Consider the following 15,815-nt stretch of genomic DNA (forward strand, 5'->3'; position numbering starts at 1 on the left):
CTGGTGACGGGAACGAGAAGAGGGGGGGAGGGGGCGGCGCCGGGCGTGGCCCCGACCTCAGTCGGTGGTGACGTGGAAGCCGACGCGCTCCATCTCCGCGACGACCTCCCGCTGGGTGCGCCGCAGCGCCTCGACCAGCGGGGTCCCGTCGCGCAGCGCCGCGGAGAACGCGTCACCGTACGCGTCGCTCGCGGTGGTCACGTTCGGCCCCCACTGGATGTGCGGCACGGTGTTCGTCGCGGCCGACGTCGCCACGTCCCAGTAGTCCTCCTGGCCGGCCGTCAGCCCCGGCGGCTCGCTGAGCGCGGCCGCCGCCTGGCCGCCCAGCGACGCCGGGTACTGGCCGCCGGCGATCTGCAGGTCCGTGGACTCGGACGCCGTCTCCATCCAGCTGACGAACTCCACGGCCGCCGCCACGTCCTCGGCGTCGTTGGTGACGGCCAGCGCCGAACCACCCTGGAACGCCACGGCGTCGGACTCGCCTGCCCAGTGCGGCAGCGGCGCGATCGCCCAGTCGCCGGCCTGCCCCTCCGCGATGCTGTAGATCACCGAGGGCGACCACAGGCCCGCCGGCCAGGTCAGGACCTCACCGCGGTTGACCCGGTTGTTCCACTCGGGCGTCAACAGCGGCTCGGCGCTCACCAGGTCGCGGTCGATCAGGTCCTGCCAGTACTCGGCGACCCGCACCGACGCCGGGTCGTCGATGCCGACCGTCCAGTTCCGGTTCTCGACCTCCCACCAGGTGGCGCCGCCCTGCTGGGCGAGTCCGGCGAAGTTGCCGAACTCCGTCGGCGAGAACGTGGCGACGTAGGTCTCGGGGTCGCGCTCCCTGGCCTGGGCGGCGACCTCGGCGAACTCCTCCCAGGTCGCGGGGACCGCGAGGCCCAACTCCTCGAACCTGGCCCGGTTGTACAGCAGCACCATCGGCCCGACATCGTCGGGAACGCCGTAGACGTGCCCCTCGAAGCTGGTCAACTGCCAGGTCTCGTCGGTGAACTCGTCGGTCAGCCCGTCGACGTGGTCGGCGATGTCCGCCAGCACGTCGGAGACCACCAGCGCCGGGATCGTCTGGTACTCGACGCACGTGACGTCCGGCGCGTTGCCCGCCCGGCTCGCGGTCAGCAGCTTCGTCGCCGAGTCGTTGCCGCCGCCCGCGTCGGTGCGGCGCACCTGGATGTCGGGGTGCGCGGCGTTGAACGCCTCGACCCGTGCCGACGGCACGTCGCCCCAGCACCAGAAGTCCAGGGTGACGACGCCGTCGTCCCCGCCGACGATGCCACAGGAGCTGAGCAGCGCCGTCACGCCGGCGAGCGCGGCGAGTCGGCACGGAACACGTCCGCGCATGAGTGGTACTTCCGTTCCGGTCGATCAGTGCCGGCCGGCGTCCACCGGCCGCGTCAACGCGCCGGCGAACGCCGGGGGGTTGGCTTCGGCGCAGAACTTAGCCCCGCCGTTCGAGTGGTGTCCATAGGCGTGACGTCCCCGGTTTCCGAGGAGATCGGCGCGGCCCGCCGGGCTGGGGGCCCGACAGGATTTCGCGACAAAAGTCTGACGCTCGCGCCGCCGGACCTTGACGGCTTGGGAAAACAGTGCACGCTGCGACTTGGGAGCGCTCCCAAGCGCGTGCCGTGCCGCACCGCGCTCGACCGACCACTCAGGGAGCCGAAGTGAGATCGAGAACCGGAACGAGTACCACCCCGACGGGCGCGCGAGCGCTCGTCGCCCTCCTGGCCGCGCTGGCGACACTCTTCGGCCTCGGGCAGACCGCCCAGGCCGCGCCGGCCGAGCCGCCGAGCACGCAGGCCACCGGTCTGCACATCAGCGACGGCCGCCTGGTGGAGCGCAACGGGAACGACTTCGTCATGCGCGGGGTCAACCACGCCCACACCTGGTACACCAACCAGACCCAGTCGTTCGCGGACATCAAGGAGTACGGCGCCAACACCGTGCGCGTCGTCCTGTCCAACGGCGACCGCTGGACCCGCAACGACGCCGCCGACGTCGCCAACGTGATCAACCTCTGCAAGCAGAACCGGATGATCTGCGTCCTCGAGGTCCACGACACCACCGGCTACGGCGAGGAAGCCGCCGCCGGCACGCTCGACAGCGCGGCCGACTACTGGATCAGCCTGCGGGACGTACTGGTCGGCCAGGAGGACTACGTCGTCATCAACATCGGCAACGAGCCCTGGGGCAACACCGATCCGGCCGGCTGGACCGCGCCCACCGTCGCCGCCGTCCAGAAGCTGCGGAACGCCGGGTTCGAGCACACCATCATGGTGGACGCGCCCAACTGGGGTCAGGACTGGCAGGGCGTCATGCGTGCCAACGCGCAGACCGTCTACGACGCGGACCCCACGGGCAACCTGCTGTTCTCGATCCACATGTACAGCGTCTACAGCACCGCCCAGTCGGTCACCGACTACCTCAACGCCTATGTCAACGCCGGACTGCCCATCGTCATCGGCGAGTTCGGCGGGCCCGCCGACCAGTGGGGGGACCCGGACGAGGACACCATCCTGGCCACCGCCCAGCGGTTGGGGCTCGGCTATCTCGCCTGGTCCTGGAGCGGCAACACCGACCCGATCCTCGACCTCGCGATCGGCTTCGACCCGGACAACCTGAGCACCTGGGGCCAGCGCATCTTCAACGGCGTCAACGGCATCACCCAGACCTCGCGGGAGGCCACCGTCTTCGGCGGCGGCGGCCCGGCCGACACCCAGGCCCCGACCGCGCCCGGCACGCCCACGGCGTCCGGCGTGACCGCCACGTCCGCCACCCTCGCCTGGACGGCCTCGACCGACAACGTCGGGGTCACCGCCTACGACGTGGTCCGCGTCAGCGGCGGCACCGAGAGCGCCGTCGCCACCTCCACCACCAACCGGGTCACCGTCAGCGGCCTCACGGCCAGTACCGCCTACACCTTCGCCGTCTACGCGCGCGACGCGGCCGGCAACCGCTCCGCGCGTTCCGCCACGGTGAGCGTCACCACCACGGGCGGCGGCACCCCGGGCGCCACCTGCTCCGTCGCCTACCGGGTGGTCGGCGACTGGGGCAGCGGTTTCCAGGGCGAGATCACCATCCGCAACACCGGCACCACCGCCATCAACGGCTGGACGCTCGCCTTCACGTTCGCCAACGGCCAGACCATCAACAACATGTGGGGCGGCACGCCGACGCAGAGCGGCGGCAACGTCAGCGTGACCCCCGCGTCCTACACCTCCGCCATCCCGGCGGCCGGCTCGGTCACCCTCGGCTTCACCGCCAACCGGGGCGGCAGCAACACCGCGCCGACCGCCTTCACCCTCAGCGGCAGCGCCTGCGCCACGGCCTGACGCGAACCGCGCCCGCCGACCGGGGCCCTCGGCCCCGGCGGCGGGCGCCCGGGTGTCAGCCGCCGGAGCCGTCGGCCAGCCACTCGGCCAGGACGGCCGCCTGGCTGTGGTCCGGATCGTGGGTGGCGGTCAGCAGGGTGATCCGGTCCCGGGCGGCCAGCTCGCGCAGCCGGCCGGCGGCCTCCCGGTGCTCGGGATCGCGCAGCTCGGCGAGGTAGCGTCGCCGGAACTCGGCGAACCGCTCCGGCTCGTGCCCGTACCAGCGGCGCAGCTCGGTGGAGGGCGCGACGTCCCGCAGCCACTCGTCGAGGTGCGCGGCCTCCTTCCTGAGGCCGCGTGGCCAGACCCGGTCGACGAGCACCCGCTTGCCGTCCTCGGCGGAGGTGTCCTCGTAGACCCTGCGACAGGTGACGCGCTGTGCCATGCCCACACCTTCCCTCGGCATCATCGGCCGGTGACCGCTCTCTCCCTTACTCACTGTAGTCAGAGACGGGGCGATCGGCTCGTCGCGCGGGCCCTGGCGACCGCGGCCCGCGCGCTGATCCGCAGGGCCGGCCCGTGGCCGGGGAGCAGCCACTCCGAGTCCAGCGCCTCGAGGACCGCCAGGGACCGCAGGGCCCGGTCACGATCCGCGTGGAACATGCCGGGCAGCAGCTGGGGCCCGCGCGCCCGGGAGGTGGGATGCGCGGTGACCAGCGCGTCGCCGCTGACCAGGACGCCGCTGTCCGGCAGCAGGTAGGAGCAGTGCCCGCGGGTGTGTCCCGGGGTGTGGACCGGCAGCGGCCCGCCCGGCAGGTCGAGCCGGCCGGACCGGGGGAAGGGGCGCGGCTCGGCGACCGGCACGTCCACGGTCGCCCCGGCCCGGACGGCGCGGACGGCCCAGGACAGCACCGCCGGCCGCCAGGCGCGGGCGGCGATCTGCCCGAGCGTCGCCTGGTCGAGGAAGTCCCGCCTGGCGTGCGGCACTTCCTCGGGGTGGGTCAGCACCGGCGTGCCGTAGCGGGAGCGCAGCCGCTCGGCGGCGCCGAGGTGGTCGACGTGGGCGTGCGTCACCAGCACGGCGACCACCTCCTCGGGCGCCACCCCGACGGCGGCGAGCGAGGCCAGGACCCGGTCGTGGTCGTGTGGATACCCGGTGTCGATCAGCGTCGCCGCGTTTCCGTCCCGCACGATGACCCAGTTGACGTCGCTGCCCGCGACGACGTACGTGTGCGCGTCGACCCGCCGCACCCCGAGCTCGCGTGGCGTGGCGGGTCCGTTCCGTCGTGGGTGCGGCATTCCCTGACTCCTTTTCGGCCCGAGGTGGTTGTCCGGGGAGTGATACGCCGGTTGACGTCGGAAAAGTCCCCTGGTTACCGTCGGGCGACATCGCGCTGGAAGGAAAGGGGGGACGTCATGGCGGCACACGAGTACGACGCCCCCGTCCGGCTGGTCGGTGTGGCCCGTGTTCTCCGCCGGCACATCGACCTGCTCCGGGTCTCCAGCATTCTCTGTCACGCCTGATCAGGCGCAGTTCGCGCGCGCCGAGAAGGCGCGGTGGACCAGAGCCCGGCGCCGCACCGCGTCACCCGTGGTCCTTCTTTTTCTCCCTTCCCCACTCTCCGTTCTCCGTACGTCCCTTCGGCATGACCTCCCGAGGAACGGACGGCCCCTCGCAAGGAGCGCCTTCGCATGACCACGACCAAGACGACCCGAAAGCCGGTGGGCGACGTGCTCGACACCGCGGACGACCCCCAACCGGGGCTGCGCGCCTACCTGGAGGTCAAGCGTGCGGCCCTGCTCGCCAGACGGGAGGCCGCGAAGGCGAATCCGCTGACCCAGCCCAACCGGATCCGGGCCCGCGCCACCGCCGAGTCCCGCAGCGGGGTGCGCCGCATCCGCATCAGGCAGCACCAGATCATCAGCGACTCGGGTGCGGACTTCGCCGGCTACGACCTGGGCCCGGCCTCTCCCGAGATCCAACTCGGCGTGCTCTCCAGCTGCCTCACCCACGTCTTCCTCATCCAGGCGGCCGACCTGCGGATCCCGCTCGACTCGCTCGAGGTCGAGGTGCAGGCCGACCACGATCCGCGCGCCGGGTCGCCGGGGTTCGAGCAGACCCCGATCTATCCGCACAACATCGCGTACACCGTGCACGTCACCTCGCCGGCGCCGGCGGAGCGCATCCGGGAACTGCACGAGGCGGTCGAGCGCAACTGCCCGATATACAACCTGCTCGTCAACCCGCAACAGGTCACGGGCCGGGTGGTGTTGACCGGCAGCCCACAGGAGCTCTGACCCGGCTACCTGCTGACCACGGGTGAAGCCGGACGCCGCGGTGCCCCGGGGCCGGCCGGCGCGGCGGGCCGGCCGCGTGCCAGCAGCGTCGCGGGCACCGCGGCGAGGGTGAAGAGCACTCCCGCCATCGCGACGTAGAGGTACACGCCGGTCGCGGTGCTCACCGGGGCGCCGTCGGCGAAGGTCCCGGGAACGATGGTCGCCTTGAGCACCTCGCCCCCGGCGATGTTGACGACGACCGAGCCGAGGGCGAGCACCACCGACACCAGGCCGGCGGTCGTGCCCTGCCGCTCCGGCGCTTCGAGGCTGGTCGCCAGGTTGTAGCCGGAGGCGCCGATCGCGCCGGCGGCCAGGCCGAGCATGGCGCCGCAGGCGATCGCCAGCGGCAGCGTCGCCACGCCCGCCAGCATCGCGAAGGTCGCCACGGACCCGAGGGCGATGCCGCCGAGAAGGGGCAGGGCGGGACCGACCCGCCCCGCGACCCATCCGGCGCACAGGCCGCCGATCACGATGCCGAGATTGGGCGTGGCGAGCAGCACCGCGACCGCCTCTCCTTCGCCGAGCCCGTAGCCGAGCCCCAGCTCGGGCGGCACCTGGGCGATGATGCCGGTCAGTTGCAGCATGCTCCGGAAGGAGCCCGCCGACAGCACCAGGGCCAGCAGGGTCAGCAGGATCGGGCGGCTGAGGGCCCGGAGGTCGATGACGGGTTCGTCGACCCGCAGCGCCAGGAGCGCCCAACCGGCCAAGGCGGCGACGCCGGCCGCCAGCAGCGCGACCATGCCCCAGGACAGCCATCCGAGGTCGCTCCCGAGACTGGCGTAGGCGAGCACCGCGCCGAGGCCGCCGCCGAGCAGGAGCGCCCCGCGCACGTCGATCCGGCCGGTGCCGCGGATCGGCGACTCCGGGATGAAGGAGCGCACGCAGAGGGCGGCCACCGCGGCGAGCAGCGCCGCCACGACGAACACGCTCCGGTAGCCGAACACGTCGATGACCGGCCGCATCAGGAACGGCTCGACGATTCCGACGACCGACGAGCCGGACGTCACGAGCCCGACCACGGCCATCGCCACCCGCGGGGCGCAGATCTGGCGGGTGAGGGCCACCGTGAGGAAGACCGCGGCGAAGGCGGCGCCCTGGAGGAAGCGTCCCACCAGGAAGATCCCGACGTTGGGGGCGGCGAGGCAGACCAGCGCCCCCGCGCAGGCGAGGAGCAGCGTGCCGACGAGTATCCGGCGCTTGCCGAAGATGTCGGAGCTCTTGGCGAGCAGCGGCGACCAGATGGCGCCGGCCAGCATCGCGCTCGCGTTCAGCCACGCGGCCTGGTCGGTGTCGAAGTGGTCGAGTAACTGGGGCAGGACCATCATGGGTGAGCCGATGACCACGTCGGCCAGGACGTTGGCGAGGGTGAGCACGGCCGCCCAGAGGACGAGCCGCCCGCTCCACCGGTGCGCCTGTGCGTCGGGGGCGGGCTGTTCCCGGGTGTCTTTCACCGTGCGTCCTCTCCGGCGTGTCGGATCCGGGGCGCGCCGGCGCCGGCGCCGGCGGCCCGGAGTGCCTCGTTGCGGGCGGCGATGGCGGCCCAGGTGGTCGGCAGCATGCGGTCACGACCGCTGTGGACCCGGCCCTGGGCGAAGGTGACATAGGGACGCTGCCGGGCCTCGTACCGTGCGAACGCGGCGGTGTGGTCGTCGCCGCACCGTTCGAGTTCCTCGGCGAGGAAGTGGGCGCCGGTGAGCGCGAGTGAGGTGCCCCGGCCGGACAGGTAGGCCGGGCTGTATCCGGCGTCCCCGACGAGGGCGACGCGGCCACGGTGCCAGGAGGGCAGGTGGATCTGGCTCGCGGAGGTGAGGTAGAAGCCGGGATCGGCGCGGGCGGCGTCGAGCAGCTCCGGGATCCGCCACGACCGGTGGCCCGCGAAGGCGTCGACGAGGATCTTCTTCTGGGCGTCCAGGTCGCGGTGGTCGTGGTCGATCCGTTCCGAGCGGAACTGGAAGACCGCGACGGCCCGGCCGCCGTACCGGAAGACGCCCGCCATCCGGCCGGGCACGTTGTATATCGAGTTGGTGCCCGTGGAGCGAGCCTCGGCGGGGAGGTCGGCGAGGGCGAAGTAGACGCCGAGGTGCCGGAGGTGGTCCTCCTCGGGCCCGAACACCAGCCCGCGTACCGCGGAGTGCTGGCCGTCGGCGCCGAGCACCAGGTCGTACCGCGCGGTGCGGCCCGACGCGAAACGCACGTCGACGCCGCTGTCGACGCCGTCGTCGGTCAGTGCCTCGACGGAGTCGCCGAAGCGGATCGCCACGGTGTCCGGGAGCGCGTCGGCGAGCACCCGCAGGAGGTCCTCGCGGAGGAGTTCGATGTCGTCGTCCGAGTCGCTGACCTCCGCCATCGGGATCCGGGCCACCGGCTCGCCCGCGCTGTCGACGAACCGGGTGAGCTCGGTCATCCGGACCCGCCGCTGCTGGATCTCCGCGAGCAGTCCCATCCGCTCCACGGCCTCGATCGCGTCACCGCGGATGTCGATGGGGGTGCCGGCGAGCCGGAGGTGGCGGCCGTACTCGACGACGGTGACGTCGTGGCCGCGGGTGGTGAGTTCGAGTGCGCAGGCGAGTCCGGCGACACCGGCTCCGGAGACAAGGACGTGCACGTGTGGGCTCCCGGTTCCGTCGGTTAAAGAGACAAGCTGTCGCTTTTAGCGAGACTACTTATCCTCGGCTTGCACCGCAACGCCGCACCTGGCGACAATCGGCACCCGAGCGGGGAAACAGGAGGTGAGCGCGGCGATGGCCAACGGGACCACTGACCGGCCGCCGGCCCGGCGCCCCGGTGGCCGCAACGCGCGGGTGAGAGAGCGGATCCTCGCCGCGACCGTCGAGCTCGTGGCGCGCGACGGCATCGCGGGCTTCCGCTACGAGGAGGTCGCCGAGTTCGCCGGCGTGCACAAGACGAGCGTCTACCGCAACTGGCCGGACCGCGAGGAGTTGGTGGTCGAAGCGCTGCTGCGCTACGCCGAGGACCTCGCCTCGGTCGCCGACACCGGCGACATCCACCGGGACCTGGTGGACTTCCTGGTGGCCCTCGCCGGTGGCCTGGAGACGCCCTTCGGGCGGACGCTGGAACAGGCCATCCAGCCCGCTCGCCAGAGCGCCACCGTCCAGGCGCTGACCAGGATTCTCGACCAGCGCGTGGCCGCCATGCGGCGGCGGGTGGAGACTGCCGTCGACCGGGGCGAACTCCCCCCGGTCGACAGCTCATTCCTCGGCGAGATGATCTCCGGTCCGGTGCACCTGATCGTCAACCGCGGCATGCGTCGGTTCACCCGCGCGGACGCGGAGCGCATCGTCGGCGTGGTGCTCGCCGGCCTCCGGGCCACGGAGCGGCACGGCTGAGCAACGCCAAGAGGCGACCGTTCAGGCCGCGCCGCCGCGCCCGGCGGGCAGCCGCTCGCCCGCCGCCACGGCCACCGGCAGCCGGTTCTCGCGTGGCGGCAGCGGGCAGGTGGCGAAGTCGGTGTAGGCGCAGGGCAGGTTGAAGGACCGGTTGAAGTCGACGGTGACCGCGCCCGCCCCGTCCGGCGGCGCGATCGACAGGGAGCGGCTGGCCGCGTACGTGGTCACCCCCGATGTCGCGTCGGTGAACAGCGCCAGCAGCCCGCCGCGCGCCGAGCCGCCGAACACGGTGAGCCGGCGGGTGGCGCCGGCCAGCTCGAACTCGACCTGCCCCGGCGCCTCGTAGACGTGCTCGAGACCCTCGACGACGGCGCCGACGGTCACCGCGCGCGGCGCGTCGAACGGCACGAAGCGACCGGGGCGCGCCCAGGCCGGCTCCGGGTCGTACGTCGGGGTGCCCGGGTACTCCGTCAGCAGCCGGTGGCGGGGGTCGCGGGGGCGCAGGATGTCGTGCCCGCCACGCCTGGCGACCTCGATCACCAGCTGGCCCGAGGAGGCGAACACGCCACCACGCTCGTCGAGTTCGGCGAAGCGGTGGCGCCCGTGAACCGGATCGCCGTCGACCGAGAGCTCCTCGCCCTCGGCCAGCTCGACCACCACCCCCTCCGGCGTGCTCGACCAGACGCCGGGGGCGTCGTCGAAACGGGCCGGCTCGGGCGTCAGCCAGCGCAGGCTGGTGATCGCGAGGAACCCGTGCGGGTCCGCGCGGTTCCGCTCGTGCGCGTCGTGCCACTCGGCCCACCGCCGGGCGAACTCCGTACGATCGGTCTCCGCAAGCGTCATGTCGGCCTCCTCGCCGGGTGCGCCGGCGTCGTTCGGTGGTCGGGGGCGCCGGGCACGGCGGCCAGCAGCTCCCGGGTGTAGGGGTGTTCCGGCCGGGTGAACACGTCCGTGACCCGGCCCTGTTCCACGGCCCGGCCCCGGCGCATCACGACGACCCGGTCGCAGACCTGCCGGACCACGGCCAGGTCGTGCGAGATGAACACGTAACCGAGCCCCAGTTCCGCGCGCAGCTCACCCAGCAGGGTGAGGATGCGGGCCTGCACGGAGACGTCCAGCGCGGACACCGGCTCGTCGAGGACCAGCAGCCGCGGGGTGAGGGCCAGGGCCCGGGCGATGCCCACGCGCTGTCGCTGACCGCCCGACAGCTCGGCCGGCCGGCGGGCACCCGTCGAGGCCGGCAGCCGCACCAGGTCGAGCAGCTCGGCGACCCGTGCCGCGCGTGGCGTGACGCCGAAGGCCCGCAGCGGCTCGGCGATGGCCTCGGCGACCGTGTGGGCGGGGTCGAGGGAGCCGTAGGAGTCCTGGAACACCGGCTGCACGTGTCGGCGCAGCCGGCGCAGCTCGGCGGCCGGCGCGGTGGCCAGGTCGACGCCGTCCAGCACGATGCGTCCGGCGTCCGGCCGGTCGAGGCGCAACAACAGGTTGGCCAGCGTGGACTTGCCGGAGCCCGACTCGCCGACGACGCCGAGCGAGCCGCCGCGGGCCAGCGTGAAGCTCACCCCGTCCACGGCGGCGATCTCCCGAGGGCCCCCGCTCGTCGGTCGCCGCACCGGGAAGACCCGCCGCACGTTCTCCACCGTCAGCAGCGGCTCGGCGCCCGGGGGCGCGGGCGCGGCGGGCTCGGACGTCATGGAGGGTGCGGCGGCCACGAGCTCCCGGGTGTAGGGGTGGTCGGGGGCGCCGATGACGTCCGCGCTCCGGCCCGCCTCCACGATCCGACCCCGCGACATGACCGCCACCTGCTCGGCGCGTTCCGCGGCCACGGCGAGGTCGTGGGTGATGAGCAGCAGCCCGGCGCCGGCCTGCCGGGTGACGTCGCCGAGGTGGTCGAGGATGCGGCGCTGCACGGTGACGTCCAGGGCGCTGGTGGGTTCGTCGGCGATCAGCAGCCGGGGCTCGCCGGCCAGCGCGATGGCGATCAGCACCCGCTGGCACATGCCGCCCGACAGCTCGTGCGGGAACTGCTCCGCCGTGCGGTCGGGTTCCGGCAGGCCGGCCTCGCCGAGCAGCTCCCTGGCGCGCCGGGCGGCCGCCGCGCGGCCGCGCGCCTGGCCGTTGAGGCGCAGCGCCTCGGCCACCTGGGCGCCCACCCGCTGGACCGGGTTGAGTGATGCCTTCGGGTCCTGCGGGACGAAGCCGATCCCGCGGCCCCTGACGTCGCGCATCGCCCGGTCGGACAGGCCCACGAGTTCGCGCCCATCGAGGCGGATGGAGCCCCGGAGCGGCTCGGTGCCGGCGGGCAGCAGGCCCAGCACGGCGAGGCCCGCGCTCGACTTGCCGGATCCCGACTCGCCGACCAGGGCGACCGTCCCGCCGGCCGGGACGGTGAGCGAGGCGCCCCGCACCGCGTGCACGGTGCCGCGCCTGGTGCGGTAGGAGAGGTGCAGGTCGCTGACGGCCAGCAGGGGGTGGGTGGTGGTGGTCATGAGGAGACTCCGGTCCGCTCCAGCGCGCGGGCGACGCGGCTGGTGGACAGCACGACGAGGGCGATGGTCAGCCCGGGGAAGGTGGTCAGCCACCAGGCGGTGGTCATGTAGTCCCGCCCCTCCGAGACCATCGCGCCCAGTTCGGGGGCCGGCGGCGCGGCCCCGTAACCGAGGAAGCTGAGCGCCGAGATGGACAGCACCGCGCCGCCGATGTCGAGCGCGGCCAGCACCAGCACGGGCGGCGAGGCGTTGGGCAGCACGTGCCGCAGCAGGATGGCCGGGGTACGGCTGCCGCTGGTCACGGCGGCCCGCACGTAGGCGCTCGCCCTGACGCGCAGCACCTCGGCCCGCACCACCCGGGCGAAGCCGGGGATGCCGGCGATACCGACCGCGACGGCCACGTTGGTGGTGCCGAAGCCGAGGACGGACACCACGGCGAGCGAGAGCAGCAACCCGGGGATGACGACCAGGACCTCGACCACCCGCATCAACAGGTGGTCGAGCCAGCCGCCGAGGTACCCGGCGAGCACGCCGATGACCGAGCCGGCGACCAGCGCCAGGGCGACGGACAGCAGGCCGGCGACCAGGGAGGTCCTGGCGCCGTGCACCACGCGCGTGTAGACGTCGCGCCCGAGGTTGTCGGTGCCGAACCAGTGCTCTGGGCCCGGCGGCAGGAGGCCGCGCGAGGCGTCGGTGTGCAGCGGGTCCTGGCCGGCGAAGAGACCCGGGACCAGGGTCCAGCCCAGCACGAGCACGAGGCAGAACACGGCGAGCAGCAGCCCGGGGCGCCGGGCGGCGTCCGTGAACCGGGCGCGCGGCGCCTCCAGGTCCTGGAGCTCCAGCTCCTCGGGGCGTGGTGTGGTGACGGACATCGGATGGTTACCTTTTCCCTTACGTCGCGCCGGCGGTCAGGACGATCCGCGGATCGACCCTGGGGTAGACCAGGTCGACGGCCAGGTTGACCAGCACGTAGAGCGCCCCGGCCAGGAAGACCAGCGCGCGGATCACCGGGAAGTCGTGTGTGTCGATGGCCTTGGCGGTGAGCGCGCCGAGACCCGGCCGGGAGAAGACCGTCTCGGTGATGATCGCGCCGGCGACGATGCCGCCGATCATCAGGCCGAACAGCGTCATCGCCGGTATGGCGGCGTTCCGCAACGCGTGCACGGTCACCGCGCGCAGCCGGCTCGCGCCCTTGGCGCGCGCGGTGCGCACATACGGTTCGCCGAGCGCGGTGCGCAGACTCCTGCCGAGCACCTGCGCCAGCAGGCCGATGCCGGGCAGGGCCAGGGCGAACGCGGGCAGCACCAGGTGGGAGAGGTCTCCCTCCCCGAAGGCGGGGAACCAGCCGAGCCGGAAGGAGAAGACCTGGAGCAGCACCACGCCGGTCCAGAAGGTCGGGACGGCGTTGCCGACCACCGTCGCCGACAGCACCGCCGAGCGCAGCGGCGCGGTCGGCAACAACGACGCGGCCAGCGCCGCCGCCACCCCCAGGACCAGAGCCAACAGGAGGGAGGCGGCGGCCAGTTCGAGCGTCGACGGCAGGGCCCTGCCCAGCACGGCGCTCACCTCGTCGCCGGTGGCGAACGAGGTGCCGAAGTCGAGCCTGACCGCCTGCCACACGAAGTCGAGGTACTGCTCGTGCGGCGGGCGGTCCAGGCCAAGATCGGCGCGGAGCGCGTCCGCCGCCGCGGGGTCCACGGACGAACCCTCTCCACCGTTGCCGCGCAGCATCACCGACACCGGGTCGCCCGGCACCAGGTGCAACACCAGGAAGGAGACGGTCAGGGCGGCCCACAGCACGAACACGCCGTTGCCGAGCCGGACCAGGACGTAGCGGGTCACGACGCGAGCCACACCTCGTTGAGCAGCGGCTTGGCCTCCAGGTCGGTGCGGAACCCGCCGACCCGGTCGCTGAAGCCGTAGGCCGAGACCCGGTCGTAGACGGGCGCCGCGTAGCCCTGTTCGATGATCCGGCGCTGCGCCTGGGCGGCGATCTCGCCGCGCTCCTCGGGGTCGACCGTGGTCTGCAGGGCGCTCAGCAGCTCGTTGAGCTCCTCGTCCGGGTTGCCGTACCGCATGCTGTAGGCCGGGTCGAAGGAGGAGTAGACGAGCCGGAGCACGTCGACGTCGGCCCGGGTCTGGCTCCAGGTGGTGATGTCCCCCGGGTACTCGTCGATGTTGACGTCGGGGAAGGTCGCGACGGGGTCGAGGACGAGCTCGATGCCGACCTCGGCCCACTGCTGCTGGACCAGCTGGTGCTGCTGCTCGGCCAGCGGGTCGCCGCTCTCGTAGGTGATGGTCAGGCTGAGCCGCTCGCCGTCCGCGTTCCGGCGGACGCCGTCGTCGCCGATGGTGTCCCAGCCCGCGCGGTCCAGGAGTTCGGCGGCGGCCTCGGGGTCGTACCGGATCTCGTCGGACTGGTCGACATACCCGGGGTTGCTGGTGGTCAGCACGCCGGTGGCGGTCGTGTTGACGCCGTTGTAGACGGCCCCCACGATCGCGTCGCGGTCGATGGCGAGGCCGAGGGCGCGGCGGGTGTCCGCGTCCTGGAGCTTCGGGCTGTGCGGCAGCGGGATGTAGGGGATGGCGATGGCGGGGAGCGCGGAGGTGGCCACGGTGAACCCGGGGGTGTCCGCGAGCTGCGCCTGGGTGGCGGGCTGCACGGCCTCGATGAGGTCGACCTGGCCGCTGGTGAGGCTGCCCTGCCGGACGCTGCCCTCGGGTATCGCGTCCAGCTCGACCGCCTCCACGTGGGCGGCGCCCTGGTTCTCGGCCAGCGGTGAGGCCCAGGCGTAGTCGTCGCGCCTGACCAGCCGCACCGAGTTCTCCGGGGTGAACTCGTCCAGCGTGAAGGGCCCCGAGGCGGCGAAGTCGCCCAGGCACAGGTCGGCCGGGTCGTTCCCCAGGGACGCGGGGGACAGCTGCACCAGCGACTGGGTCGCGGTGGCCTGCAGGAACTGCGCGTTGGGCTCCTCGAACACGACGGTGGCCGTCTGCGCGTCCTCCACCACGGTCTCCTGGTACCCGGAGAGGAAGCTGTAGCCCTGCGGCGCCTGGACGCCGAGCTCGATGATCGCGTCGAAGTTGGCCTTGACGGCCTCGGCGTCGAACGGCTCGCCGTCACTGAAGGTCACGTCGTCGCGGAGGTGGAAGGTGAAGCGGGTGACGTCGTCGCTGACCTCCCAGGAGGTGGCGAGCCAGGGCAGGATCTCGCCGGTCTCCGGGTCCTGTTCGGTGAGCGTGTCCGCCAGCTGCCGGCCGATGAACCGCGAGTTCAGCTGGGGCCGTTGCCGCGAGTCGACGCAGTCGGGCGCCGCGTTGAACGCGTACCTGAGGGTGCCGCCGTCGGTGGGCTCGCCGGCCGAGCCGCCGGCGTCGTCACTCGCCGCGCCGCCGCCCCCGCAGGCACCGAGCAGGACGGAGAGGGAGAGCGCCAGGGCGGCGGTGGTGGGCACGGATCTCGGGCGAGGCAGGCGTGAGGACAGCACGACAGGGGTTCCTTTCGGGGGCCGGCGACCGGCGGTGGGCGCGCGGGGGCGCCCGGTCCTGAGCCGGGAAGAGCGGCCGTCGACGAGTGGACGGCGAGAACGAGGGGAGCGTCGGGAAGGACGCGGTGGAGAAGAGAAGCGCAGCGCGGCCGCGGATCACCCGCACGGCCGGATCAGGCGCTGCCTGACGTCAGACGAGACAGGAGGCCGTGGTGACACGGCCCAGGTCGACATGGCGACGCGACGTCAGGACGGACTGCATGGCGACGAGAATGAGCCAGTCCTGGACATCCGTCAAGGGCGTGGATCACACGTGGCCCGTCGGCATCGCCCGCCGCACGTGTCTTCCGGCCCGCGACCAGGCCGATTACGCTGCTGGGGATACGCACCTGAGGGGCCGTCACCGGGGGCTGGGACCGCGAAGTCGCTCTCCGAGAATGGTGGACTCCGATGACAGACTCCATGCGATCGACCGTGCCCTCCGCGGGAGGAAGGAGCCGGCCGGAACGACGGTTCGACTGGCGCGGCCTGCGGTCGGACGCCCGCGCGGCCGTGCCGGACGCCAGCCTTGCGCTGCTGATCACCGGCCTCGTCTTCTGGTGGCTGTGGGTCAGGGTGGAGAACGGCACCTCGGCCACGACCCGGGTGATGCCCTTCCTCGCCGACGCGCCCGGGTACTGGCTGTACTGGCTGTGCCAGGCGTTCGGCTGGACCGGTCTGCTGTGGGCCTATGTCACGGTCGTCTTCGGCCTGCTCAGGTCGGGAGCGCGCCCGCCCTGGCGCTGGCTGTCGGCGGCCCGGGTGGAGAAGTGGCACCGCACCACCAGCCTGACCACGATC

At 72.9% G+C, this 15,815-nt stretch carries 14 protein-coding genes and 1 pseudogene; 4 read left to right on the forward strand and 11 right to left on the reverse strand.

The window, feature by feature from the left end; translation table 11 throughout:
• Nucleotides 1-57: 57 nt before the first annotated feature.
• Nucleotides 58-1,344 (reverse strand): ABC transporter substrate-binding protein, encoded by a 1,287-nt coding sequence (locus ACFWI8_RS26370; protein WP_387096195.1) that lies wholly within the window; start codon nt 1,342-1,344, stop codon nt 58-60.
• 323 nt (nt 1,345-1,667) lie between these two features.
• Between ACFWI8_RS26370 and ACFWI8_RS26375 the strand changes: the two genes are divergently transcribed.
• The gene (locus ACFWI8_RS26375; RefSeq protein ID WP_387096198.1) at nt 1,668-3,335 is read left to right on the forward strand and encodes a cellulase family glycosylhydrolase; all 1,668 of its coding nucleotides are present in this window, start codon (nt 1,668-1,670) and stop codon (nt 3,333-3,335) included.
• A gap of 55 nt (nt 3,336-3,390) precedes the next feature.
• On the opposite strand, the gene ACFWI8_RS26380 is transcribed toward ACFWI8_RS26375, so the two are convergent.
• A complete protein-coding gene (locus ACFWI8_RS26380; RefSeq protein ID WP_387096201.1) occupies nt 3,391-3,759 on the reverse strand; it encodes a DUF488 domain-containing protein in 369 nt (122 codons plus the stop codon).
• 59 nt (nt 3,760-3,818) lie between these two features.
• Nucleotides 3,819-4,613, reverse strand: coding sequence for an MBL fold metallo-hydrolase (locus ACFWI8_RS26385; RefSeq protein WP_387096204.1), 795 nt, complete (start codon nt 4,611-4,613; stop codon nt 3,819-3,821).
• A gap of 393 nt (nt 4,614-5,006) precedes the next feature.
• Here ACFWI8_RS26385 and ACFWI8_RS26390 point away from each other — a divergent pair, with 393 nt between their 5' ends.
• Complete coding sequence (locus tag ACFWI8_RS26390; protein WP_311595936.1) at nt 5,007-5,612, forward strand: OsmC family protein; 606 nt, start codon at nt 5,007-5,009, stop codon at nt 5,610-5,612.
• 5 nt (nt 5,613-5,617) lie between these two features.
• Here ACFWI8_RS26390 and ACFWI8_RS26395 read toward each other — a convergent pair whose 3' ends face one another.
• Nucleotides 5,618-7,102 (reverse strand): MFS transporter, encoded by a 1,485-nt coding sequence (locus ACFWI8_RS26395; RefSeq protein ID WP_387096207.1) that lies wholly within the window; start codon nt 7,100-7,102, stop codon nt 5,618-5,620.
• On the reverse strand, nt 7,099-8,256 hold the full coding sequence (locus ACFWI8_RS26400) for an FAD-dependent monooxygenase (protein WP_387096210.1): 1,158 nt from the start codon (nt 8,254-8,256) through the stop codon (nt 7,099-7,101). Before ACFWI8_RS26400 ends, ACFWI8_RS26395 begins: the two co-directional genes overlap by 4 nt.
• A gap of 136 nt (nt 8,257-8,392) precedes the next feature.
• On the opposite strand from ACFWI8_RS26400, the gene ACFWI8_RS26405 reads away from it, so the two are divergent.
• Entirely contained in the window at nt 8,393-8,998 is a 606-nt protein-coding gene (locus ACFWI8_RS26405; protein ID WP_387096213.1) for a TetR/AcrR family transcriptional regulator, read from the forward strand.
• Between the two features lie 21 nt (nt 8,999-9,019).
• Here the strand turns inward: ACFWI8_RS26405 and ACFWI8_RS26410 are convergent, their stop codons facing one another.
• The 6 genes from ACFWI8_RS26410 to ACFWI8_RS26435 form a co-directional block, all read right to left on the reverse strand.
• Nucleotides 9,020-9,841 carry a DUF1684 domain-containing protein gene (locus tag ACFWI8_RS26410; protein WP_387096215.1) on the reverse strand — a complete coding sequence of 274 codons (822 nt, stop codon included), beginning with the start codon at nt 9,839-9,841 and terminating at the stop codon, nt 9,020-9,022.
• Nucleotides 9,838-11,487, reverse strand: coding sequence for a dipeptide ABC transporter ATP-binding protein (locus ACFWI8_RS26415; protein WP_387096218.1), 1,650 nt, complete (start codon nt 11,485-11,487; stop codon nt 9,838-9,840). The genes ACFWI8_RS26410 and ACFWI8_RS26415 overlap by 4 nt, the downstream gene beginning before the upstream one ends.
• Entirely contained in the window at nt 11,484-12,359 is an 876-nt protein-coding gene (locus ACFWI8_RS26420; protein WP_387096221.1) for an ABC transporter permease, read from the reverse strand. The genes ACFWI8_RS26415 and ACFWI8_RS26420 overlap by 4 nt, the downstream gene beginning before the upstream one ends.
• A 19-nt stretch (nt 12,360-12,378) precedes the next feature.
• The gene (locus ACFWI8_RS26425) at nt 12,379-13,329 is read right to left on the reverse strand and encodes an ABC transporter permease (protein WP_311595947.1); all 951 of its coding nucleotides are present in this window, start codon (nt 13,327-13,329) and stop codon (nt 12,379-12,381) included.
• The gene (locus ACFWI8_RS26430) at nt 13,326-14,942 is read right to left on the reverse strand and encodes an ABC transporter substrate-binding protein (protein WP_387096223.1); all 1,617 of its coding nucleotides are present in this window, start codon (nt 14,940-14,942) and stop codon (nt 13,326-13,328) included. The genes ACFWI8_RS26425 and ACFWI8_RS26430 overlap by 4 nt, the downstream gene beginning before the upstream one ends.
• 223 nt (nt 14,943-15,165) lie before the next feature.
• On the reverse strand, nt 15,166-15,237 hold the full coding sequence (locus tag ACFWI8_RS26435) for a putative leader peptide (protein WP_387096229.1): 72 nt from the start codon (nt 15,235-15,237) through the stop codon (nt 15,166-15,168).
• 188 nt (nt 15,238-15,425) lie between these two features.
• Between ACFWI8_RS26435 and ACFWI8_RS26440 the strand changes: the two are divergent.
• Nucleotides 15,426-15,815 (forward strand): annotated as a pseudogene (locus ACFWI8_RS26440) (iron reductase); the annotation flags it as partial.

This window comes from Streptomyces sp. NPDC127098 (assembly GCF_042722465.1).
GTDB lineage: Bacteria > Actinomycetota > Actinomycetes > Streptomycetales > Streptomycetaceae > Streptomyces > Streptomyces millisiae.

Excerpts from the sequence above, each read along its gene's own strand:
- ACFWI8_RS26370 (WP_387096195.1), bottom strand. The coding sequence starts at position 1,344 with ATGCGCGGACGTGTTCCGTGCCGACTCGCCGCGCTCGCCGGCGTGACG.
- ACFWI8_RS26380 (WP_387096201.1), bottom strand. The coding sequence starts at position 3,759 with ATGGCACAGCGCGTCACCTGTCGCAGGGTCTACGAGGACACCTCCGCC.
- ACFWI8_RS26385 (WP_387096204.1), bottom strand. The coding sequence starts at position 4,613 with ATGCCGCACCCACGACGGAACGGACCCGCCACGCCACGCGAGCTCGGG.
- ACFWI8_RS26390 (WP_311595936.1), top strand. The coding sequence starts at position 5,007 with ATGACCACGACCAAGACGACCCGAAAGCCGGTGGGCGACGTGCTCGAC.
- ACFWI8_RS26405 (WP_387096213.1), top strand. The coding sequence starts at position 8,393 with ATGGCCAACGGGACCACTGACCGGCCGCCGGCCCGGCGCCCCGGTGGC.
- ACFWI8_RS26410 (WP_387096215.1), bottom strand. The coding sequence starts at position 9,841 with ATGACGCTTGCGGAGACCGATCGTACGGAGTTCGCCCGGCGGTGGGCC.
- ACFWI8_RS26415 (WP_387096218.1), bottom strand. The coding sequence starts at position 11,487 with ATGACCACCACCACCCACCCCCTGCTGGCCGTCAGCGACCTGCACCTC.
- ACFWI8_RS26420 (WP_387096221.1), bottom strand. The coding sequence starts at position 12,359 with ATGTCCGTCACCACACCACGCCCCGAGGAGCTGGAGCTCCAGGACCTG.